The organism is Cupriavidus sp. D39 (assembly GCF_026627925.1).
Taxonomy (GTDB): Bacteria; Pseudomonadota; Gammaproteobacteria; order Burkholderiales; family Burkholderiaceae; genus Cupriavidus; species Cupriavidus ulmosensis.
Genome location: NZ_JAPNLE010000009.1, coordinates 4200391 through 4222346 on the forward strand (window position 1 = coordinate 4200391; position 21956 = coordinate 4222346).

Here is a 21956-nt window from a genome sequence, read left to right on the forward strand (position 1 = left end):
TACTGGCTCTGACGGTGTCGATGCCAATGGTGTGCTCCCTCTCCCGCAAGCGGGAGAGGGGAGCACACCGGCAGCAGCAGGAACGACAGCAGAACCGGCGCCAGCGCGCAGCCAACCCACCTCATCTCAACGCTCACTTTCCTAGGAGCGCGCATGTCCAATTTCATCGTCAAGAAGGTCGTCGTGCTGGGTGCCGGCGTCATGGGGGCGCAGATCGCCGCCCATCTCGTCAACGCCCGCGTGCCCGTGGTGCTGTTCGACCTTCCCGCCAAGGAAGGCCCCAAGAACGGCATCTCGCTGCGCGCCATCGAGAACCTGAAGAAGCTTTCGCCGGCGCCGCTCGGCATCAAGGACGAAGCCGGCCTGATCCAGGCTGCCAACTACGAAGACGACCTCGCGCTGCTTAAGGAGTGCGATGTGGTGATCGAGGCCATCGCCGAGCGCATGGACTGGAAGCACGACCTGTACAAGAAAGTTGCGCCGCACCTGGCTTCGCACGCGATCTTTGCCACCAACACCTCGGGCCTGTCGATCACCGCGCTGTCCGATGGCTTCGACGCGGACCTGAAGTCGCGCTTCTGTGGCGTGCACTTCTTCAACCCGCCGCGCTACATGCACCTGGTGGAGCTGATCCCGACCGCGACCACGCAGCCCGCGATCCTGGACCGCCTGGAAACCTTCCTGACCTCCACGCTCGGCAAGGGCGTGGTGCGCGCCAAGGACACGCCGAACTTCATCGCCAACCGCGTCGGCATCTTCTCGATCCTGGCCGTGTTTGCCGAAGCCGAGAAGTACAGTATTCCCTTCGATGTGGTCGACGACCTGACCGGCTCCAAGCTGGGCCGCGCCAAGTCCGCCACGTTCCGCACCGCCGACGTGGTGGGCCTGGACACCATGGCCCACGTGATCAAGACCATGCAGGACACCCTGCAGGACGATCCGTTCGCCCCGGTGTACAAGACGCCTGCCGTGCTCAAGGGGTTGGTGGATGCGGGCGCATTGGGCCAGAAGACCGGCGCCGGCTTCTACAAGAAGGAAGGCAAGGCCATCAAGGTGCTGGATCCCAAGACGGGCCAGTACGTCGACTCGGGCAAGAAGGCCGACGAGATCGTGGTGCGCATGCTGAAGAAGGATGCGGCCGAGCGCATCAAGCTGCTGCGCGAATCCAGCAACCCGCAGGCGCAGTTCCTGTGGGCGGTGTTCCGCGACGTGTTCCATTACATCGGCGTCTACCTCGAGCAGATCGCCGGCTCCGCGGCCGACATCGACCTGGCGATCCGCTGGGGCTTCGACTGGAATTCCGGTCCCTTCGAGGACTGGCAATCGGCCGGCTGGAAGCAGGTGGCCGAGTGGGTGAAGGAAGACATCGACGCAGGCAAGGGCTTGGCCAATGTGGCCTTGCCGGCGTGGGTGTTCGCAGGTCCGGTGGCCGACAACCAGGGCGTGCACGGCGCGCAGGGCTCGTGGTCGCCCGCCGCGCAGGCCTTCGTGCAGCGCAACGCGCTGCCGGTGTACGCGCGCCAGGTGTTCCGCGCCGCGGTCAAGGGCACGGCGGCTGCCGATCCGCGCAAGGCCGGCCGCACCGTGGAAGAGAACGATGCGGTGCGCATCTGGGTGAGCGAAGGCCAGGACGATGTGCTGGTGGTCTCGTTCAAGAGCAAGATGAACACCATCGGCCCAGACGTGATCGACGGCCTGACGCGCGCCATCGACCTGGCGGAAACTGAGTACAAGGGCCTGGTGGTGTGGCAGCCCACGTCGCTGCAACTGGGCGCGCCGGGCGGCCCGTTCTCCGCGGGCGCCAACCTGGAAGCCGCGATGCCGGCCTTCATGATGGGCGGCGCCAAGGGCATCGAGCCCTTCGTCAAGAAATTCCAGGACGGCATGATGCGCGTGAAGTACTCCGCCGTGCCGGTGGTGTCGGCGGCGTCCGGCATTGCGCTGGGCGGCGGCTGTGAGCTGATGCTGCATTCGGCCAAGCGCGTGGCCGCGCTGGAGACCTATATCGGCCTGGTGGAGGTGGGCGTGGGCCTGGTGCCGGCGGGCGGCGGCCTGAAGGAAGCCGCGCTGGCGGCAGCACGGGCAGCACAAGCCGCCGGCAGCACCAACTACCTGCCGTTCCTCACCAACCGCTTCCAGGCAGCGGCCATGGCCAAGGTCTCGTCCTCGGCGCTGGACGCGCAGAAGATGGGTTACCTGCAGCCGTCGGACACCATCGTGTTCAACGTGCATGAGCTGCTCTACGTGGCGCAAAACGAAGTGCGCGCCCTGTCCAACGCCGGCTACCGCGCCCCGGTGCCGGGCACGCTGGTGCCGGTGGCGGGCCGCTCCGGCATTGCCACTATCAAGGCATCGCTGGCCAATATGCGCGATGGCGGCTTCATCTCCGCGCACGACTTCCTGATTGCCAGCCGGATTGCCGAGGCAGTGTGCGGCGGCGATGTGGAAGCCGGCTCGCTGGTCAGCGAGGAATGGCTGCTGGCGCTGGAACGCAAGGCCTTTGTCGACCTGCTCGGCACGGGCAAGACCCAGGAACGCATCATGGGCATGCTGCAGACCGGCAAGCCGGTGCGCAACTAAGGCAAGCGAGGAACCGACATCATGAAACAACTGCAAGACGCATACATCGTTGCCGCGACCCGCACGCCGATCGGCAAGGCTCCCAAGGGCGCGTACAAGAACACCCGCCCGGACGACCTGCTGGCCACCATCCTGCGCGCGGCCGTGGCGCAGGTGCCTAACCTCGATCCCAAGCTGATCGAGGATGCTATCGTTGGTTGCGCCATCCCCGAGGCACAGCAGGGCCTGAACGTGGCGCGCATCGGCGCGCTGCTGTCCGGCCTGCCGAACACCGTGGGCGGCATCACCGTCAACCGCTTCTGTGCCTCCGGCCTGTCGGCTGTGGCCATGGCCGCTGACCGCATCCGCGTGGGCGAGTCCGACGTGATGATCGCCGCCGGCGTGGAATCGATGAGCATGGTGCCGATGATGGGCAACTCGCCGTCGATGTCGCCGGCTATCTTCGAGCGCGACGAGAACATCGGCATCGCCTACGGCATGGGCCTGACCGCCGAGAAGGTCGCGCAGAAGTGGCAGGTCAGCCGCGAGGACCAGGACGCCTTCTCGCTCGCTTCGCACCAGAAGGCGATCCGCGCCCAGCAGGCCGGCGACTTCAAGGACGAGATCACGCCGGTGGACATCGTCGAGAAATTCCCCAACCTGGCCAGCGGCCAGGTCGACGTGAAGACGCGCACCATCTCGCTGGACGAAGGCCCGCGCCCGGAGACCTCCATCGAAGGCCTGGCCAAGCTGCGCCCGGTGTTTGCCAACAAGGGCAGCGTCACCGCAGGCAACAGCTCGCAGACCTCCGACGGCGCCGGCGCGCTGATCCTGGTTTCGGAAAAGATCCTCAAGCAGTTCAACCTGGTGCCGCTGGCGCGCTTCGTTTCGTTCGCGGTGCGCGGCGTGCCGCCGGAGATCATGGGCATCGGCCCCAAGGAAGCGATTCCCGCGGCGCTGAAGGCAGCCGGCCTCACGCAGGACCAGATGGACTGGATCGAGCTGAACGAAGCCTTCGCCGCGCAGTCGCTGGCGGTGATGCGCGACCTGCAGCTGGACCCGGCCAAGGTCAACCAGATGGGCGGTGCCATCGCCCTGGGCCACCCGCTGGGCGCCACCGGTGCGATCCGTTCGGCCACCGTGGTGCACGCACTGCGCCGTCATAACCTGAAGTACGGCATGGTCACCATGTGCGTCGGTACGGGCATGGGCGCGGCAGGTATCTTCGAGCGCGTCTAAACGCGGCACAACCGTATCGGTGGGGTTGGGGGAGGGGGCGGGCATTGGATGTGGCGTTGGTCCGCGAAGGCCTACTTGTTCGCCATCCGCGCGGCTTCACTGCAAAATCAACTGCTTAACGTCAAAAGGTCAAGAGCTCAAAAGCTTAAAGTCAAAGGCAGTTTCACCTCCCCTGCGGGGAGGCGACCTACTTTCTTGTCTCGCCAAGAAAGTAGGCAAAGAAGGCGACCCGGATGGGGCGAAAGACTCCTCGTCGTCAGTCCAAAAGAGCGGCCGGAGGCCAAACTCGCATCGCCTTAAGGCGATACTCAGACATGGCCTCCTCTTTTCCGCTCTTTTGGCCTGCCGACGAGGCGCCCCATAACGGGAGATTCACACCTTCACGGCTCGCTTCGCATCGCGCGTGGGTGATTTCCGCCTGGGGGCGGGAATCACGGCTACACCGAGTGATGCTTTGACTCTACCGCGGGTTTGCTCCCTCTCCCGCGCAGCGGGAGAGGGGCCGGGGAGAGGGCGGGCGCATCAGGTGGCGCCGGCGCTTAAACACCACCGGACCCTCTATCAGGTGAAGAAAGCAGTGCCATAGCAAGGAGACAGCTGCCGCCTCGATGCGGCTCACCTGACAGGGAGGAAACAACAAGATGCAGGAGACACTCATCCTGGCCGACGCCGCGTGCGACATGCCGCGCGCACTGATGGCCGAGCTCGGCGTGCAGACGGTGCCGTTCCGCATTCGCGCGGGCGACCGCTTTGTGGCCGATGTGCGCGACGAGCCGGCCTTGCCGTCGCTCTACGCGCAGTACCTGGTCGGCAAGCAGGACCACTATGCCGAATCCGTTCCCTTGCTCGAGCGCGAGATCGAAGACCACATGCTCAAGCATGTGGTGACCTCATGCGACCGCGCGCTGCTGCTCACCATCGCCAGCAGCCGCAGCAAGCTGTACGCGCATGCCTCGGGCGCCGTGGTCGGTACCGTGGCCAAGAGCTTCAAGGCGCGCAAGGATGCGGGGCGCACGGGGTTGTTCGAGCTGACGGTGATCGACACCGGCGCGATCGGCCCGGGCCAGGCGCTGATCGTGCGCGAGGCCGCGCGCATGCTGGGCGGCGGCGCCAGCGCGCAAGCGGTGGTGGAAGCGGTGGAGACACGCCTGCGCGACGCCGCGCATATGTTCCTGGTGCCCGACGAGTTGCTCTACATGTACACGCGCGCCAAGCACAAGGGCGAGAACAGCATCACCTGGGGCCGCTACATGCTCGGCAGCGCGTTCAATATCCGCCCCATCGTGCATATGCATCGCGGCCAGACCGAGCCGGTGGCCAAGGCGCGCGGCGCGGATGAAGGCATCCGCCGCGTGATGGCGCACGCGCAGCAATGCATCCGCAGCGCCCGCTTGCTGAGCCCGGCAGTATCGCTGAGCTATGCGGGACCGCCCGAGGCGATTCAAGCGTTGCCGGCCTACCAGTCGCTCGCGCGCACCGCGCAGCAGCATGACGTGGAGCTGATGCTGGCGCCAATGAGCCTGACGGTGGCGCTCAACGTCGGCGCAAAAGCGTTCGGGATGAGCTATCTTTGCGAGAATCCGCCGGCGTTCGAATGAGCGGCCCACTTGCTTAAGCGAAGGGCAAGGCAGACCAGCCAACCAAGCAGTAAGGAGAAGACGATTTCATGAGCATCCTGACCACCATCGAACAAGGCATCCTGACCCTCGAGTTCGATCGCCTCGACAAGAAGAACGCCATCACGGCGGCGATGTACCAGGCCATGGCCGACGCGCTGCGCGCCGCCGAGACCGACCCTGCCGTGCGCGTGATCGTGATCCGCGGCAAGCCGGAAGTGTTCACCGCCGGCAACGACCTGGAAGACTTCATGCAGCGTCCGCCCACCTCGCTGGAAGGTGATCAACCGGCGCCGGTGTTCCAGTTCCTGCAGCAGATCAGCCAGGCCAGCAAGCCGCTGGTGGCCGCGGTGAGCGGCCCGGCGGTGGGCGTGGGCACCACCATGCTGCTGCATTGCGACCTGGTCTATGTCTCCGAGACGGCCAAGCTGTCGCTGCCGTTCGTGCAGCTGGGCCTGTGCCCGGAAGCGGCATCGAGCATGCTGTTGCCGCGCCTGCTGGGCCACCAGCGCGCTGCCGAGAAGCTGATGCTGGGCGAAGCCTTCAGCGCGCAGGAAGCGCTGCAGATCGGCCTGGCCACGCGCGTGCTGCCGGTGGCGGAGCTCAACGAGTTCGCGCAGCAGCAGGCGCGCAAGCTGGCCGCGCTGCCGGCTTCGTCCCTGCGGGAGACCAAGCGGCTGATGAAGGGCGGCGACAAGGCTGCCGTGCAAGCGAAAATGGCGGAGGAGGGCGAGGTGTTCCGGCGCATGCTGCAGGCGCCGGAAGCCAAGGAGGCGTTCAAGGCGTTCTTCGAGAAACGCCGCCCGGACTTCTCGCAGTTCAACTAACGTGCATTGAAACCGCCGCTGCGCACTCAGGCCAGCGGCGCGTCCTTTCCTTCGGCAGCACGCGCGGCTGGCGTGTATCGTCGGTGGCGACGTAGGTCAGGGTGGCTTCGGTCACCTTGACGATCTCGTTGCTGTGGCGCATGCGTTGCGCATAGACCTCCACCGACACGGTGATCGAGGTGCGGCCGGTCTTCTCGATATCGGCATAGAAGCTCACGAGGTCGCCGACAAAGACCGGATGCTTGAACAGGAAGGAGTTCACCGCCACGGTGGCCACGCGGCCCTGGGCGCGTTCCACTGCCGGGATCGAGCCGGCAATGTCCACCTGGGCCATGATCCAGCCCCCGAAGACGTCGCCATGCACATTGGCATCCGCCGGCATGGGGACCACGCGCAGTGCGGGATTCTTGCCAGGGGGCAGGCAGGGGAGGACGTTGGCTTGATTCATGATGGCTGCTTGATGAGACTGGATCGGGTTGGGGCGGGGCAGGGCGGGCAGCGAAGGAGTGACCTTGCCGCCGCGCGGCCCGGACGTGGCGGCGCTGCCGTGACGCGCGATTGCGGCGTGGCGCCGGCTAATTATGTCGATCTCTGCCACAATCGCATATTCGCCCGAATTCTAACGTATGCGACGCTACTCTACGTCGGCCGAGCCGTCCCCCGCCCAGCCTTCTTCCCTCTTCGGCAAATCCAACGTTCCCCGCAGCGATTGGCAGACCGTGCGCAACCTGTTGCCCTATGTCTGGCACTACAAGTGGCGCGTGATCCTGGCGCTGGTGTGCCTGGTGGCGGCCAAGGTGGCCAACCTGGGCGTGCCGGTCCTGATGAAGAAGCTGGTGGACAACATGAATGTGCCCGCCGGCAGCGCGACCGCGCTGCTGGTGGTGCCGGTGGGGCTGATCGTCGCCTACGGGATATTGCGCTTGTCGGGCACGCTGTTTACCGAGCTGCGCGAAATCCTGTTCTCCAAGGTCACGCAAAGCGCGGTGCGCGAGATCGCGCTGCAGGTGTTCCGCCACCTGCACGCGCTGTCGCTGCGCTTTCACCTGGACCGCCAGACCGGCGGCATGAGCCGCGACATCGAGCGTGGCACGCGCGGCATCCAGTCGCTGATCTCCTACTCGCTCTACAGCATCCTGCCGACCCTGGTCGAGATGGGGCTGGTGATGGGCTTCTTCATCCTGCACTACGACATCTGGTTCGCCGCCATCACGGGCTGCGCGCTGGTGAGCTATATCGTGTTTACCATCGTGGTGACCGAGTGGCGCACGCACTTCCGGCGCAAGATGAACGAGCTGGATTCGCGCGCCAATCAGAAGGCCATCGATTCCCTGCTCAACTTCGAGACGGTCAAGTACTTCGGCAATGAGGAATATGAGGCCGGTCGCTATGACGAGAACCTGCGCAAGTACCGTACCGCGGCGATCCGCTCCCAAAACTCGCTGTCGTTCCTGAACTTCGGCCAGCAGGCCATTATCGCCACCGGCCTGATCCTGATCCTGTGGCGCGCCACCGTGGGCGTGGCGGCGGGCAAGCTCACGCTGGGCGACCTGGTGCTGGTCAACACGCTGATGATCCAGCTGTACATTCCGCTGAACTTCCTCGGCGTGATCTACCGCGAGATCAAGCAGGCCACCACCGACATGGATCGCATGTTCGTGCTGCTGGGCACAAACCGCGAAGTGGCCGATGCGCCGGGCGCCGGCGCCTTGCGCGTGCAGGGTGCGGCGGTGCGTTTCAACCATGTCGGCTTTGGCTACGAGAGCAACCGCGTGATCCTCGACGATGTGGAGTTCACCATCGCCGCCGGCACCACTACCGCGGTGGTGGGCCACAGCGGCTCGGGCAAGTCCACGCTGGCGCGGCTGCTGTTCCGCTTCTATGACGTGAGCAGCGGCGGCATCGAGATCGACGGCCAGGATATCCGTTCGATCACGCAGGACAGCCTGCGCCGCGCCATCGGCATCGTGCCGCAGGACACCGTGCTGTTCAATGACAGCATCTACTACAACATCGCCTACGGCCGCCCCGACGCCACCCGCGACGAAGTCATCGAGGCCGCGCGCGCGGCCCAGATCGACGGCTTTATCCGCGAGCTGCCGCAAGGCTACGACACGCCCGTGGGCGAGCGTGGCCTCAAGCTGTCGGGCGGGGAGAAGCAGCGCGTGGCCATCGCCCGCACGCTGCTGAAGAACCCGCCGATCCTGGTCTTCGACGAAGCCACCTCGGCGCTGGATTCCCGCACCGAACAGGCCATCCAGGCCGAGCTGATGCGGCTGGCGCAGAACCGCACCACGCTGCTGATCGCGCACAGGCTCTCTACCGTGGTGCATGCCGACCAGATCCTGGTGATGGACCACGGCCGCATCATCGAGCGCGGCACCCATGCCGAGCTGATGCGGCTCGATGCCCGCTACGCCGAGATGTGGCACATCCAGGCGCGCAGCGCGGCCGAGAACGAGGCGCCCGTGGAGGATGCCGCACTGGCCATCGAGGCGGGCGACGCGACGCAGGACGCCTGACACGCCAATAGCCAGGGCCGCGATGGATTGTTGACAATCCATCGCGGCAAACCGTCCCGAAATATCCGATTGCACGAATTTGGTTCGACAATAGGTGGCGTATCCGCCCCATCGCGGTGCGTGTTTGCATGGCACGCGCCTTGCGGACGAACTATCCAGGAAGACGACTAACTGGAGAGAGTTCAATGCCGCTATTCCGTGCCGCCACCCCGTTCGCCACCCCGTTCGCCACCCCGTTCGCCACCCCGTTCGAAGTCCCGGCCGCTCTCGCAGGCGCCCAGCCGGCCCATGCCGTGTCCGGCGCTGCCGCGTCCCCCGCACGCCGCCGCTGGATGCAGCTTGGCATGGCGCTAGGCACAGCACTGGTGCTGTCGACACAATTTGCCGGCGAGGCGCACGCCCAGACCAAGGTCCGCTTCCAGCTCGATTGGCGCTTCGAAGGCCCGTCCGCGCTGTTCCTGCTGGGCGAGCAGAAGGGCTACTACAAGGCCGAGAAACTCGATGTGGCGATCGACGCTGGCAACGGCTCGGGCAACGTGGTCAACCGCGTGGCTTCCGGCACCTATGACATGGGTTTTGCCGACCTTGCGTCGGTGATGGAGTTCTACGGCAACAACCCCGATGCCAAGAACAAGCCGGTGGCCGTGATGATGGTCTACAACAACACGCCCGCCGCCGTGCTGGCGCTGAAGAAGTCCGGCATCAAGACCCCGCACGACCTGGCCGGCAAGAAGCTCGGCGCACCGGTGTTCGACGCCGGACGCCGCGCCTTCCCGATCTTCGCCAAGGCCAACGGCCTGCAGGCGTCGAGCTTCAACTGGCAGGCGATGGACCCGACCCTGCGCGAGACCATGCTCACGCGCGGCGACCTCGACGCCATCACCGGCTTCTCCTTCACCTCCATCCTTAACCTGAACGCGCGCGGCGTGAAGGACGAGGACATCGTGGTGCTGCCTTACCCGCAATACGGCGTGAAGCTGTATGGCAACGCCGTGATCGCCTCGGAAGACTTCCTCAAGAAAAACCCGGAGGCGGTCAAGGCCTTCCTGCGCGCCTTCGCCAAGTCGGCCAAGGACGTGATCGCCAAGCCGGAAGAGGGCATCAAGGCGGTCAAGGCGCGCGACGGCATCATCGACGAGAAGCTCGAGACCAAGCGCCTGAAGATGGCGCTGGACAGCGTGGTCAAGTCGCCCGACGCGCGCGCCGAGGGCTTTGGCAGGGTCAACAAGCCGCGCCTCTCGCTGATGGCTTCGCAAGTGGCCGATGCCTTTGGCACCAAGGGCCGCATCAACCCCGACAACCTGTGGACCGATGCCTACCTGCCGTCCGCTGCCGAACTGGATGTGCTGCGATGACGATGGGCGCGACTTCCCAGCCTTCCCTGCGTGTGGGGGCCGCGGCCCCGCGGAATTGCCGGCCGAGCCGGCGGCGCGACCCTTGTCGAGTTCAATCGCGTCTGGCTCGCCTATAACGACGAGCTTGCCCGCCAGGGCGAGTTCGCCATCGAGGACATCTCTCTGCAGGTCGAGCCGGGCGAGTTCATCGCCATCGTCGGGCCCTCCGGCTGCGGCAAGTCCACCTTCATGAAGCTGGCGACCGGCCTCAAGCCGGCCACGCGCGGCGTGGTCAAGATCGCCGGCGAGAAGGTCACCGGCCCGCTCAAGATGGTGGGCATGGCCTTCCAGGCCCCGACGCTGCTGCCCTGGCGCACCACGCTGCAGAACGTCATGCTGCCGCTGGAGATCGTCGAGCCGTACCGCTCCACGCTGCGCCAGAAGCGCGAGGAATACACGGCGCGGGCGCGCGAACTGCTGCGCACCGTGGGCCTGGCCGGCTACGAGGACAAGTATCCGTGGCAGCTCTCCGGCGGCATGCAGCAGCGCGCCTCGATCTGCCGCGCGCTGATCCACGAGCCGCGCATGCTGCTGCTCGACGAGCCCTTCGGCGCGCTCGACGCCTTTACCCGGGAGGAGCTGTGGTGCGTGCTGCGCGACCTGTGGCAGGCGCAGCGCTTCAACGTGATCCTGGTCACCCACGACCTGCGCGAGGCCGTGTTCCTGGCCGACACCGTCTACGTGATGAGCCAGCGCCCGGGGCGCATCCTCACGCGCAAGGAGATCAACCTGCCGCGTCCGCGCGACCTCGACCTGACCTATACCGAACCCTTTGCCGACCTTGTGCACTCGCTGCGCGAGAAGATCGGGCACGTACGGCAGCACTGACCATGAGCACTTTCTCTTCTTCGATGAGCGCGGCCCAGCAACGCCGCGTGCAGCGCGTGGCGCCGTGGCTGTTGCTGGGCACGTTCCTGCTGCTGTGGCAGGGCGCTTGCCTTGTGTTCAATGTGTCGGACTTCATCCTGCCCAGCCCCAGCGCGATCGTCACGTCGCTGTTCGAGTACTGGGATGTGATTGCCGGCCATGCCTGGCGTACCTTCTGGACCACCATGGTCGGCTTTGGCCTTGCCATCATCGTGGGCGTGGTGCTGGGTTTGCTGATGGGCTCGTCCAAGCTGGCGTACGCGGCCGGCTATCCGCTGATGACGGCGTTCAATGCGTTGCCGAAAGCGGCGTTCGTGCCGATCCTGGTGGTGTGGTTCGGCCTGGGCGCCGGCCCGGCGATCCTGACCGCGTTCCTGATCTCGTTCTTCCCGATCATGGTCAATATCGCGACCGGGCTGGCTACGCTGGAGCCGGAACTGGAGGACGTGCTGCGCGTACTTGGTGCGAAGCGCACCGATGTGTTGCTCAAGGTCGGGCTGCCGCGGTCCATGCCATATTTCTTTGCTTCGCTGAAGGTGGCGATCACGCTGGCATTCGTTGGCACTACCGTGTCGGAGATGAGTGCCGCTAACGAGGGCATTGGCTATCTGCTGGTCTCGGCCGGATCGGCGATGAAGATGCCGCTGGCGTTTGCCGGGCTGGTGGTGATTGCTGTGATGGCGATGGTGATGTATGAGTTTTTTGCGGTTTTGGAGAGGAGGGTGACGGGGTGGGCGAATAGGGGGTGATAGGGGGTGATAGGGGGACGGGGGGGTAGCGCTTCTGGCCCCGCTGGCGCGGGGGTGTCTCTTGTGGGCGGGGTTTTGGCTCTTCTAGCTGCTGTCGCGGCTGTACGGTGTTGGCCGTTTTAGAACGTGTGAGATGTCACTTTTCTTTACTCGCTCGCGGCGTGTGTCAAGGTAGTTGTCGGTGTGCCAAGAAGGAAAGCGACAGTACGTCGTCGTACATGCTGTATCTGTGATGAGGGTAGGCCCCTCGGTTTCGCCGATCAGGCGGTGATACCAAACCACCCTGAGCTGCAGCCGTTAAGAGCGGTTGTGGTGAGCGTCAAGGGAAAAGGCGGGATGAATCTCGTCAGGTAGGCAAGGAGGAGGCGAACGCAAGTGAACCATCGAAGAAGTGTCGAGAATTGCAATGATGTCAAAACCGAGGGCTCGACAACACCTCGGGATAAGTCAGACGGCAACCTGGAGGTGGGTCTGACGGCATCCGGCATAGAGATGGCGCGACCTTCCTGCAGGCATGGATACGGAACTTGGGAACCTGTCGTCTCGATGCTAAGGGAGAAACTCAAGCGGAGAACCCGTGAGAGTCAGAGTACCAATGCGAGGCACAGGGGCGGAGTCATGCGTAGTAGCGGTGAAAGGGTTGTAATGACCTCTGGAGCGAAGGCATGACCTTGTCCGGCAGAGACCATAGAACAACCGCGATGCGGGAGGATTCCAGGGTCGACGCCAAGTCGTTCGAGATACCCAAGCGGTTGATTTGGGAAGCCTGGAAGCGTGTGGCCGCCAATCAAGGCGGGCCGGGCGTGGACAGCGAAAGTATTGAAATCTTCCGAAATCGTTTGGCAAGGAATCTATACGCCCTGTGGAATCGAATGAGTTCGGGGAGTTATTTTCCCCAGCCGGTCAAAGAGGTGCTGATTCCGAAGGGGAGCGGGTTTCGTCCTCTCGGGATACCGACCATCACTGACCGAGTGGCGCAGATGGCGGTCAAGTTAATGGTGGAGCCGAGAATCGATGCGATATTCCATGCATCATCGTTCGGTTATCGGCCGAACAAATCGGCGAAGCAAGCTGTGGCGCAAGCGAGAAGGAACTGTTGGCGCTACGATTGGGTAGTCGATATTGACTTGAAATCCTTCTTTGACACCATCGACCACGAGCTTCTCAGGCGTGCGGTAGAAAAGCATGTCACGGAGCCATGGGTACGACTCTACATTAGACGCTGGCTAGAGAGCCCGGTGCAGAAGCAAACCGGGGAATTGGTTGCTCGGGATAGAGGCACTCCGCAAGGCGGGGTGATCAGTCCATTGTTGGCTAACCTCTTTCTTCACTATGCGTTTGATCGATGGGTCCAGACCGAGCATCCGGAGGTGCCGTTTGAACGGTATGCCGACGATGTGGTTTGTCATTGCAGGACGAAGCATCAGGCGGAACAGTTCTTGTCTGCCTTGAGGGAACGGCTTACCGATTGTGGGCTTTCGCTACACCCGGAAAAGACGCGCTTGGTTTACTGCAAAGATGGACGACGTCGAGAGGACCATATCCATACAAAGTTCGACTTCCTTGGATTCAGCTTTCACGCTCGGACGGTACAGGACCGAGCGGGAAATTTGTTCAACGGATTCGGACCTGCGGTAAGTCAAAAGGCACTAACGCGCATGTCTCAGGCCATCCGAAGCATGAGTCTCAATCGAAGTACCTCAATGACGCTGCGCGAACTGGCGCAGCGCATAAACCCAATGGTACGGGGATGGGTGAATTACTACGGTGCTTTCTATCCAGAGCGGCTGAAACAGTTCTTGATCAGAATAGACTTACGGCTTGGCAGGTGGGCGCGAAATAAGTACAAGCGGTTGAGAGGACATAAACGAGGATCTTGGGCGTGGCTCAAACGATGTCGGGAAAGTCTTCCTCAGCTGTTCGCGCACTGGGATTTCTGTTTCGAAGAACGGCGGACAAGAAGAGCCGTATGAATCGAGAGATTCACGTACGGATCTGTGAGAGCCTGAGGGGGCAGTTCCCTCGGGCCACTCGACCCTCAGCCGTTACGCTGCTTTCTTGCAATCCCCCACGTTTTGCTGCGCTCGTTCCGGGTTCAGGTACACGGCATCGACTAGCTGCCAGTTACGGATGCCCGCAGCCCAACGCTGCGGGTTCCGGGCTCGCGCGGCCTGATACAGCGCCGTGCGCTGCGCCAGCAGGGCAGTGGCTTTGCCCTGATGCCGCTGGCTTGGCGTGACGTATTTCAGGCTGCTGTGGCGGTGCTCGTCGTTGTACCAACGCACGAAGCTCAGCACCCAGGCACGCGCTTGCTCCAGGCTCTCGAACGGGCGCTCCGGCCACAGCGGGCAGTACTTCGCCGTGCGGAACAACGCTTCGGCATAGGCGTTGTCGTTGCTCACCCTGGGCCGGCTGTAGGACGGCACCACGCCCAAGTCATACATCGTTGCCAGCATGCTCGCCCCCTTCATGGCCGTGCCATTGTCCGAGTGCAGCACCAGCGGGCGGCCCGCCGTCTGCTCGCGCAAACAACCGTGCATCAGCAGACGGCTGGCATGCTCGGCCGACTCGCTCTCATGCACCTCGTTGGCGACCAGTTTGCGGCTGTAAATGTCCTTCATCATGTACCAGTAGAAGAACCGTCCCTTGACTGTGGTCGGTAGCCAAGTGATGTCCCAGCACCAAACCTGATTCGGACCTTCCGCCCGGTGCGTCGTCAACGGACGAGCGCTCGGGGCCTTGCTGCGGCCACGCCGTCTGCCTTGTCCCGCCGCCTTCAGGATCCGGTAGAACGTCGATTCCGACGCCAGGTAGATCCCTTCGTCCGCCAGCTTCGGCACGATCTGGTGCGGCGTCAGGCTGGCATAGCCAGGCTGGTTCGCCGCCGTCAGCAATGCCTGCCGTTCCGCTTCGCTGAGCTTGTTGGCAGGCGCGTCGCGACGCGCCTCAAGCCGCTTATCGGCAGGGGCATGCCGCCAGCGCTGCAAGGTTCGCTCGGTCAAGCCCAGCGCTTCGCAGGCCATTGCCTGTCGCGCCCCGGCGCTCACCGCTTCATCGATCAACTGTATGGCTTCAAAGCGATCCGGGGTGCTGATCAGTCTTCCTCGTCCCGTCCCCAGATCGCTGCGGCTTTTTTGCAGTACCAGCAGCGCTGCCGTTTCCGCCAGCGCCGCATTCTTGCGCTTGAGCTCGCGCTCCAGTTCTCGTACACGCTTCTGCGCCGCTTCGTCTTCCCGGCGCTGCGCCAGGCTTCGCTTGGCCGGTGCCACCGCATTAGCCTGCTCGCACGCCTCGCGCCATTGCCGGATCTGCTCCGGCTGGATGCCCTTCATCCGGCAGTATTCCGACAGTTCCGCCTCACTCAGTGGCGCCGTCTGCAGCACCACGCGAAACTTGTCCGCACTGGACCATTGATCACTTTGCTTCCCGTCACCCGGCACAATTCTTCCTGCAGCTCTCGCCATCTCGCGCCAAGTCCGCAAGGTCACTGTCGTGATCCCCGTGGCCTTGGCCAACTCCACTACCGATCGGTTAAGCGGAGGCATCATCTGCTCGACCGCCCACTCCCGGCGCTCGGCCGTATATCGTTTCATCTTCCAGTCGCACACCACCCTCCATTTTGCTTCATCAAAGAAGACGGAGACGACAAGTATCCTGACATGGAGGGCTCGCCCGTAAAGAAAAGTAACCAAAAGAAAGGGATCCTTGCAGGAGGCTGGCGTGGCGTCATTGGGGACCCCAATGATTTCGTCGTACGGCCCCGGGTTCTAATGACCTCGTGCCGTTACCAGTTTAGATCATCACGACGCTGCCAATGCCCAGGGTTTCGTGGTGGCCCCCACCGGTAGCCACCACCACGAAGTTCAAGCCGTCTGTCGCTCGCGGCGCGGGCGGCCACGAAGTTGCAAGCGTCCCGTTTTCGTCGTGGGCGCGGTGGCACCGCCGGAATAGTTTTGAGGGATTCGCCACCGCGCCCACCCCACCACGAAACCATCACGGCGTGATATATCGTGATGCTCCGATCCGGTACCGGCAGATGGGCGAATGGGCAGGGATGCGGCTACCGGGGGCCTCACCACGAAACCAGCGTCATTAACAGGATCGTGGCCATTCAAACCGGTAACGGCACGAGTGAATTAAAACCCGGGGCCTGACGACGAAACCATTGGGCTACGCAACCCCGACAAGCCAGCCTCCTGCAAGGATCGCTTTCTTTGGTTACTTTTCTTTACGAGTAAAGAAAAGTGACATCTCACACGTTCTAAAACGGCCAACCCCGTACAGCCGCGACAGCAGCTAGAAGCATGAAAACCCCACCCAGCAAGCGCCAAAACCCGCGTCAGCGGGGCCAGAAGCGCCAAATCCGAATCCCCACCCATTCCCCACCCTACACATAATCCAACGGCAACGCCGTAGTGTACTTAATCTGTTCCATAGCAAAACTAGAACTCACATCCGCCAGCTCCGCCCCCTGTATCAGCTTCTTGTAAACGCGATCATAAGCAGCAATATCCGGCACCACCACGCGCAGCAGGTAATCGGTATCCCCGGCCATGCGGTAGAACTCGGTGACTTCGGGAATGGAGGCGACAAGATCATGAAAAGTCTTGAGCCACTTGACGCTATGCTGGCTGGTACGAACCGATACGAATACCGTCACGCCCACATTCAGCAGCGCGGGATCCAGCAGCGCCACGCGCTTGCGGATCACGCCGCTTTCCTCCAGCTTCTGCACGCGCCGCCAGCACGGCGTGGAGGTGAGGCCTACCCGCTCCCCAAGCTCCGCCACAGGCACGGTGGCGTCCTCCTGAAGGGCGGCGAGTATCTGGCGGTCGTAACGGTCCATGGCAAATCCTGTTGGCGCGCAGCGTTTCCCTGGTGCCTGGCCGCACGCCGGCCGCAAGACTCAGGCCGCGTCCACCAGCAGGTTCACACCGCTGCAGATGTGTTCCTGGTCCACCCCATAGATATGCAGCGACACGGCCACCGCGTCGCTGTCGTTGCCGAGCGCATGGATATGGCGCAGCCCGGCCGGCACGCTGAAGGTGTCGCCCGCCGTGCGCGTGATCTCGCCGCACGGATGTGCCTGGCGCTCTTGCGCGTCCCAGCGGTAGTGGCGCTCATGCAGCGTGCCGCGCAGCACCCGGTAGGCGCACCAGGTCTGGTGCCCGTGCACCGGGCTGTGCTGCCCCGGCCGCCAGACGATCAGCATGGCGGAGAAGCGCGCCAGCGGATCGGCGTGCACCAGGTGGCGCACATAGCCCTGGGCCGAGCCCTCGCGCAGCGATTCCGGCAACAGTGCCAGCAGCGTCGCGGCATCCGGCAGGCTGGCTTCGATGCCTTGCGCCACCATGCGCGCGCTGGCGGCAAAGGCGGACGACATGCCGTCGGATAGCGGGGCAAAGAGATCCGGCTGGCCGCCGACCGCGTCAAGGGTGCCAAGGACACCGGCGCTACGTGCGTGGCTGGCAATATCGGTAACGGCGGCTTGCTGGGTGGCCATGAAGGGCTCCTTGTTGGTTTGCGACCATCATAGCGTCCAGCCCGTAGCAAGCACGTGCGTCCTGTCGTGCAAATCTGGCTGTAAGTGTAATCTAATTCTAATAAAAATCAATAAAGTAGAATATTGTTCCTGGCGGTGGCGAAACCGCAAGCAGCCGGTGGATAATGCCGCCTCATGGAAATCAAGTGGCTTGAAGACTTCGTCAGCCTGGCCGAGACGCACAGCTTCTCGCGCTCGGCCGAGCAGCGTCATGTGACGCAGCCCGCGTTCTCGCGCCGGATCCAGTCGCTGGAGTCCTGGGTGGGCACGGAGCTGATCGATCGCTCCAGCTATCCCACCAGCCTCACGCCGGCGGGCAAGGTGTTCTACGAGCAGGCCCTGGCCATGCTGGCGCAAGTCAGCGAGACCCGGGCGCTGATGCGGGGGCAGCGTTCGGCCAATGCCCAGGTGCTGGAATTCGCGGTGCCGCACACGCTGTCGCTGACGTTCTTCCCCGAATGGCTCAAGGCGGTGGAACGCGAGATCGGCACGCTGCCGTGCCGGCTGCGCGCGCTCAACGTGCACGACGCCGTGCTGGCGCTGGTCGATGGCGGCTGCGACCTGGTGATGGTCTACCACCATGCGCGCCAGGCCATCCAGCTCGATCCCGCGCACTACGACATGATGGTGCTGGGCACCGAGCGGCTGTCGCCATACAGCGTGCCGGACGCCGCCGGCAAGCCCCTGTACCGGCTGCCGGGCACGGACAAGAAGCCGGTGCCCTTCCTCAGCTATACGCCCAATGCCTTCCTCGGCCGCATGGTCGACATGCTGCTGTCAGAAACCACCGACGCGCTCAAGCTCGACAAATGCTACGAGACCGATATGGCCGAGGCGCTCAAGGTGATGGCGCTGTCCGGGCATGGCATGGCCTTCCTGCCGGAGAGCGCGGTGCGGGAGGAACTGGCCCAGCACCGGCTGGTGCGTGCCGAGGCCGCGCGCGGCGTGCCGCTGTCGATCGACATGGAAATCCGGCTTTACCGGGAGAAGCCGGGCGAACACGTCAGCGAGCGGCGCAGCGCACAGGTTCGCAACAAGCGCCAGCTGGTGGACCGCGTCTGGTCTTCGCTGGCAGCGCAGACCTTGCCCGCACTGCCGAAATCCTGAAGGCGCGCGGCTGGTGCGCCGGGCGCACCGCCAAGTAGCCGGGAGGGGCGGCACAGGGCGCTCGTCAAAGGTTATGCTAACCATGCATAACAGGATAATCAAACGGCATTGGCTTCTGCAGGGCTGCCTCCCCTAAGCTGGCGGCACCTTCACACCGGAACCAAACGATGTCTTCCGCAGCGCCGTCCAATCCTGCCGTCAAGAACCATTCCCTGCCTTCCTACCTGAACGCCGATGCGCTCGGGCCCTGGGGCATCTACCTGCAGCAGGTCGATCGTGTCACGCCGTACCTGGGCTCGCTGGCCCGCTGGGTCGAGACCCTCAAGCGCCCCAAGCGCGCGCTGGTGGTCGATGTGCCGATCGAGATGGACAACGGGACCATTGCCCACTTCGAAGGCTATCGCGTGCAGCACAACATGTCGCGCGGCCCGGGCAAGGGCGGCGTGCGCTTCCACCAGGACGTGACCTTGTCGGAAGTCATGGCCCTGTCGGCCTGGATGTCGGTCAAGAACGCCGCGGTCAACGTGCCTTACGGCGGCGCCAAGGGCGGCATCCGCGTCGATCCGCGCACGCTCTCGCGCTCGGAGCTGGAGCGCGTGACGCGCCGCTACACCAGCGAAATCAATTTCATCATCGGACCCAACAAGGACATCCCGGCGCCCGACGTCAACACCAACGAGCAGGTGATGGCATGGATGATGGACACCTACTCGATGAATTCCGGCAGCACGTCCACCGGCGTGGTCACGGGCAAGCCGATCTCGCTGGGCGGCTCGCTGGGACGGCGCGAGGCAACCGGCCGCGGCGTGTTCGTGGTGGGTTCCGAAGCGGCGCGCAACCTCGGCCTTGAGATCAAGGGCGCACGGGTGGCCGTGCAGGGCTTCGGCAACGTCGGCGCCGTGGCCGCCAAGCTGTTCCATGAGGCTGGCGCCAAGGTGGTGGCGGTGCAGGACCACCGCACCGCGCTGTACAACCCGGCCGGCCTGGATGTGCCCGCCATGATGGAATATGCTTCGCACAGCGGCACAATCGAAGGCTTCCAGGGCGAGACCATTTCCGGCGAGCAATTCTGGCAGGTGGATTGCGAATTCCTGATCCCGGCCGCGCTGGAAGGCCAGATCACCGCCCAGAATGCGCCCCACATCAAGGCACGCATGGTCATCGAAGGTGCGAACGGCCCGACCACGCCCGAGGCCGACGACATCCTGCGCGAGCGCAATATCCTGGTGGCGCCCGACGTTATCGCCAATGCTGGCGGCGTTACGGTTTCCTATTTCGAGTGGGTACAGGACTTTTCCAGCTTCTTCTGGACCGAAGAGGAAATCAACCAGCGCCTGGTACGAATCATGCAAGAGGCTTTCCGGGCGATCTGGCAGGTTGCTCAGGACAATAAGGTTACCTTGCGCACGGCCGCCTTCATCGTGGCGTGCACGCGGATTCTGCAGGCGCGCGAAATGCGCGGTCTCTATCCCTGATGCTTGACGCGGCTTGGCGCCGCAGCGTCGCTCCCTGGCGATGCTGCGGCGCAGCAGGCCCATCCAGGATTGGTAACGCGGCTGCCGGGCTTCCCGGCAGCCGCGTTGTCGTATGCGCTCGCTGTCCCCCCACGCACGAGGGGGAGCCCGTGCTGACAAGGCATTGCCGCAAGGCCGGCCCGGCGCGTTGGCGCAGGGGCTTTACAGGATTGAGTCAGACCTCGGTTTGCCCCGCAAACCATGCCTGAAATGACGCTGTTAGGGGAAAAACCCGTTGTCTTGAGTGCCTGCCTGCGCAATACTATTTCGTCGGCGGGTGGTTTTTTTGTTAGAGTCCCGCCTTTCTCTTCATGGTCAAGGAGATTTTATGAATGTTGCCAAGTTGGCTTCCCTGATGATTGCTGCTGGCGTGCTGTGCGGTACCGCGCAAGCTGCCGAGCAACTGACGGGCACGCTGCAGAAGATCAAAGACACCGGTGTGATTACGCTTGGCGTGCGCGAGTCGTCGATTCCGTTCAATTACAACCTCGGCGGTGTGCGCCAGGTCGGCTATTCCTACGATATCAACGTCAAGATCGTGGAAGCCATCAAGGATCAGCTGAAGCTGCCGAACCTGCAGGTCAAGGAAATCCCGATTACCTCGCAGAACCGCATCACCCTGCTGCAGAACGGCACCATCGACATCGAGTGCGGCTCGACCACCAACAACCTCGAGCGCCAGAAGCAAGCATCGTTTACCAACAGCATCTTCATCATCGGCACCCGCATCATGGTGAAGAAGGATGGCGGCATCAAGGACTGGGCCGACCTCAAGGGCAAGAACGTGGTGACCACTGCCGGCACCACCTCGGAACGCCTGCTGCGCAAGATGAACGATGACCAGAAGCTGGGCATGAACATCATCAGCACCAAGGACCATGGCCAGTCGTTCCTGACGCTGGAATCGGGCCGCGCCGTCGCCTTCATGATGGACGACGCGCTGCTGTACGGCGAGCGCGCCAAGGCCAAGAACCCGGCCGACTGGATCGTGGTTGGCAAGGCGCAATCGCGCGAGTCCTATGGCTGCATGATCCGCAAGGATGACGCACCGTTCAAGAAGCTGTCCGACCACGTCATCACCGGCATGATGAAGGATGGCTCGATCAACACGCTGTACACCAAGTGGTTCCAGCAACCGGTGCCGCCCAAGGGCCTGAACCTGGACTTCCCGCTGTCGGAAGACATGAAGGCGCTGTTCAAGACGCCGAACGACAAGGCACTTGACTGATACTGGGATTCCGGTTGTGTGAAACGGAAGGCATGTCCTTCCGTTTCTTTTTGAGGACACATCATGAACTACAGCTGGCATTGGGGTGTATTCCTCGAACAAGCGGCCCAGAACGAGACCTACCTGGACTGGATGATTTCCGGCCTGAAGGTCACCATTGCACTCGGGCTCTCGTCGTGGATCATCGCCCTCGTCATCGGCTCGGTACTCGGCGTACTGCGCACGGTGCCCAACAGGTGGCTGTCCGGCCTGGCCGCCACCTACGTCGAGATCTTCCGTAATATTCCGCTGCTGGTGCAGTTGTTCATCTGGTATTTTGTCATGCCCGAGCTGTTGCCCGGCGGCGAGACCATCAAGCAGATGAACCCCTTCGCCCAGCAATTCCTGGCGGCCATGTTCTGCCTGGGCACCTTTACCGCGGCCCGGGTTTGCGAGCAGGTGCGCTCGGGGATCAACTCGCTGCCCCCGGCCAGCGGAATGCAGGCCTGGCGATGGGCTTTACGCTGGCCCAGACCTACCGCCACGTGCTGCTGCCGATGGCGTTCCGCGTCATCGTTCCGCCGCTGACCTCGGAGTTCCTGAACATCTTCAAGAACTCCGCGGTGGCGTCGACCATCGGCCTGCTGGAGCTGGCCGCGCAGGGGCGCCAGCTGGTGGACTACACGGCGCGCCCGTATGAGTCCTTCATCGCGGTGACGTTGATGTACGCGCTGATCAATATCGTGGTCATGCTGCTCATGCGCTGGGTGGAAGGACGCACCCGCGTGCCCGGCTTCATCGGCAGCAAGTAAG

16 protein-coding genes and 1 pseudogene are annotated in these 21956 nt (G+C 63.5%); 13 read left to right on the forward strand and 4 right to left on the reverse strand.

Features of this window, described 5'->3' with window-relative positions; genetic code table 11:
- Window positions 1-153 precede the first annotated feature (153 nt).
- The 4 genes from OMK73_RS31625 to OMK73_RS31640 all read left to right on the forward strand — a co-directional run bounded on the left by OMK73_RS31625 (window position 154) and on the right by OMK73_RS31640 (window position 6241).
- Complete coding sequence (locus OMK73_RS31625) at window positions 154-2580, forward strand: 3-hydroxyacyl-CoA dehydrogenase/enoyl-CoA hydratase family protein (protein ID WP_267605492.1); 2427 nt, start codon at window positions 154-156, stop codon at window positions 2578-2580.
- Window positions 2581-2598: 18 nt separating this feature from the next.
- Window positions 2599-3798, forward strand: coding sequence for an acetyl-CoA C-acyltransferase (locus OMK73_RS31630; RefSeq protein WP_267606586.1), 1200 nt, complete (start codon window positions 2599-2601; stop codon window positions 3796-3798).
- A gap of 641 nt (window positions 3799-4439) precedes the next feature.
- Window positions 4440-5396, forward strand: coding sequence for a DegV family protein (locus OMK73_RS31635; protein ID WP_267605493.1), 957 nt, complete (start codon window positions 4440-4442; stop codon window positions 5394-5396).
- Window positions 5397-5464: 68 nt separating this feature from the next.
- Window positions 5465-6241, forward strand: a complete 777-nt coding sequence (locus tag OMK73_RS31640) for an enoyl-CoA hydratase (protein WP_267605494.1) — start codon at window positions 5465-5467, stop codon at window positions 6239-6241.
- Here OMK73_RS31640 and OMK73_RS31645 read toward each other — a convergent pair.
- The gene (locus OMK73_RS31645) at window positions 6234-6689 is read right to left on the reverse strand and encodes an acyl-CoA thioesterase (RefSeq protein WP_267605495.1); all 456 of its coding nucleotides are present in this window, start codon (window positions 6687-6689) and stop codon (window positions 6234-6236) included. The two genes, OMK73_RS31640 and OMK73_RS31645, sit on opposite strands and share 8 nt — an antisense overlap.
- A gap of 178 nt (window positions 6690-6867) precedes the next feature.
- Here OMK73_RS31645 and OMK73_RS31650 point away from each other — a divergent pair, with 178 nt between their 5' ends.
- The 5 genes from OMK73_RS31650 to ltrA all read left to right on the forward strand — a co-directional run bounded on the left by OMK73_RS31650 (window position 6868) and on the right by ltrA (window position 13746).
- Window positions 6868-8763: an ABCB family ABC transporter ATP-binding protein/permease gene (locus OMK73_RS31650; RefSeq protein ID WP_267605496.1), complete on the forward strand. Its 1896-nt coding sequence runs from the start codon at window positions 6868-6870 to the stop codon at window positions 8761-8763.
- A 185-nt stretch (window positions 8764-8948) separates the two neighbouring features.
- Entirely contained in the window at window positions 8949-10118 is a 1170-nt protein-coding gene (locus tag OMK73_RS31655) for an ABC transporter substrate-binding protein (RefSeq protein WP_420715616.1), read from the forward strand.
- Between the two features lie 30 nt (window positions 10119-10148).
- Window positions 10149-10985 (forward strand): ABC transporter ATP-binding protein, encoded by an 837-nt coding sequence (locus tag OMK73_RS31660; protein WP_267605497.1) that lies wholly within the window; start codon window positions 10149-10151, stop codon window positions 10983-10985.
- Window positions 10986-10987: 2 nt separating this feature from the next.
- A complete protein-coding gene (locus tag OMK73_RS31665) occupies window positions 10988-11773 on the forward strand; it encodes an ABC transporter permease (protein ID WP_267605498.1) in 786 nt (261 codons plus the stop codon).
- 665 nt (window positions 11774-12438) lie between these two features.
- Window positions 12439-13746 (forward strand): group II intron reverse transcriptase/maturase, encoded by a 1308-nt coding sequence (ltrA, locus tag OMK73_RS31670; protein ID WP_267605030.1) that lies wholly within the window; start codon window positions 12439-12441, stop codon window positions 13744-13746.
- Between the two features lie 72 nt (window positions 13747-13818).
- Here ltrA and OMK73_RS31675 read toward each other — a convergent pair whose 3' ends face one another.
- The 3 genes from OMK73_RS31675 to OMK73_RS31685 all read right to left on the reverse strand — a co-directional run bounded on the left by OMK73_RS31675 (window position 13819) and on the right by OMK73_RS31685 (window position 17276).
- On the reverse strand, window positions 13819-15366 hold the full coding sequence (locus OMK73_RS31675; RefSeq protein WP_267605499.1) for an IS3 family transposase: 1548 nt from the start codon (window positions 15364-15366) through the stop codon (window positions 13819-13821).
- 794 nt (window positions 15367-16160) lie between these two features.
- Window positions 16161-16619 carry an Lrp/AsnC family transcriptional regulator gene (locus OMK73_RS31680; protein ID WP_267605500.1) on the reverse strand — a complete coding sequence of 153 codons (459 nt, stop codon included), beginning with the start codon at window positions 16617-16619 and terminating at the stop codon, window positions 16161-16163.
- Window positions 16620-16679: 60 nt separating this feature from the next.
- On the reverse strand, window positions 16680-17276 hold the full coding sequence (locus tag OMK73_RS31685) for a cysteine dioxygenase family protein (RefSeq protein ID WP_267605501.1): 597 nt from the start codon (window positions 17274-17276) through the stop codon (window positions 16680-16682).
- Between the two features lie 174 nt (window positions 17277-17450).
- On the opposite strand from OMK73_RS31685, the gene OMK73_RS31690 reads away from it, so the two are divergent.
- From OMK73_RS31690 to OMK73_RS31705, 4 genes and pseudogenes are all read left to right on the forward strand, one after another.
- Window positions 17451-18422 carry a LysR family transcriptional regulator gene (locus OMK73_RS31690; protein WP_267605502.1) on the forward strand — a complete coding sequence of 324 codons (972 nt, stop codon included), beginning with the start codon at window positions 17451-17453 and terminating at the stop codon, window positions 18420-18422.
- Window positions 18423-18589: 167 nt separating this feature from the next.
- Window positions 18590-19897 (forward strand): Glu/Leu/Phe/Val family dehydrogenase, encoded by a 1308-nt coding sequence (locus OMK73_RS31695; protein WP_267605503.1) that lies wholly within the window; start codon window positions 18590-18592, stop codon window positions 19895-19897.
- 367 nt (window positions 19898-20264) lie between these two features.
- On the forward strand, window positions 20265-21164 hold the full coding sequence (locus OMK73_RS31700) for a glutamate/aspartate ABC transporter substrate-binding protein (protein WP_267605504.1): 900 nt from the start codon (window positions 20265-20267) through the stop codon (window positions 21162-21164).
- A 63-nt stretch (window positions 21165-21227) separates the two neighbouring features.
- Window positions 21228-21955, forward strand: a pseudogene (locus OMK73_RS31705) (amino acid ABC transporter permease).
- Window position 21956: the final 1 nt, after the last annotated feature.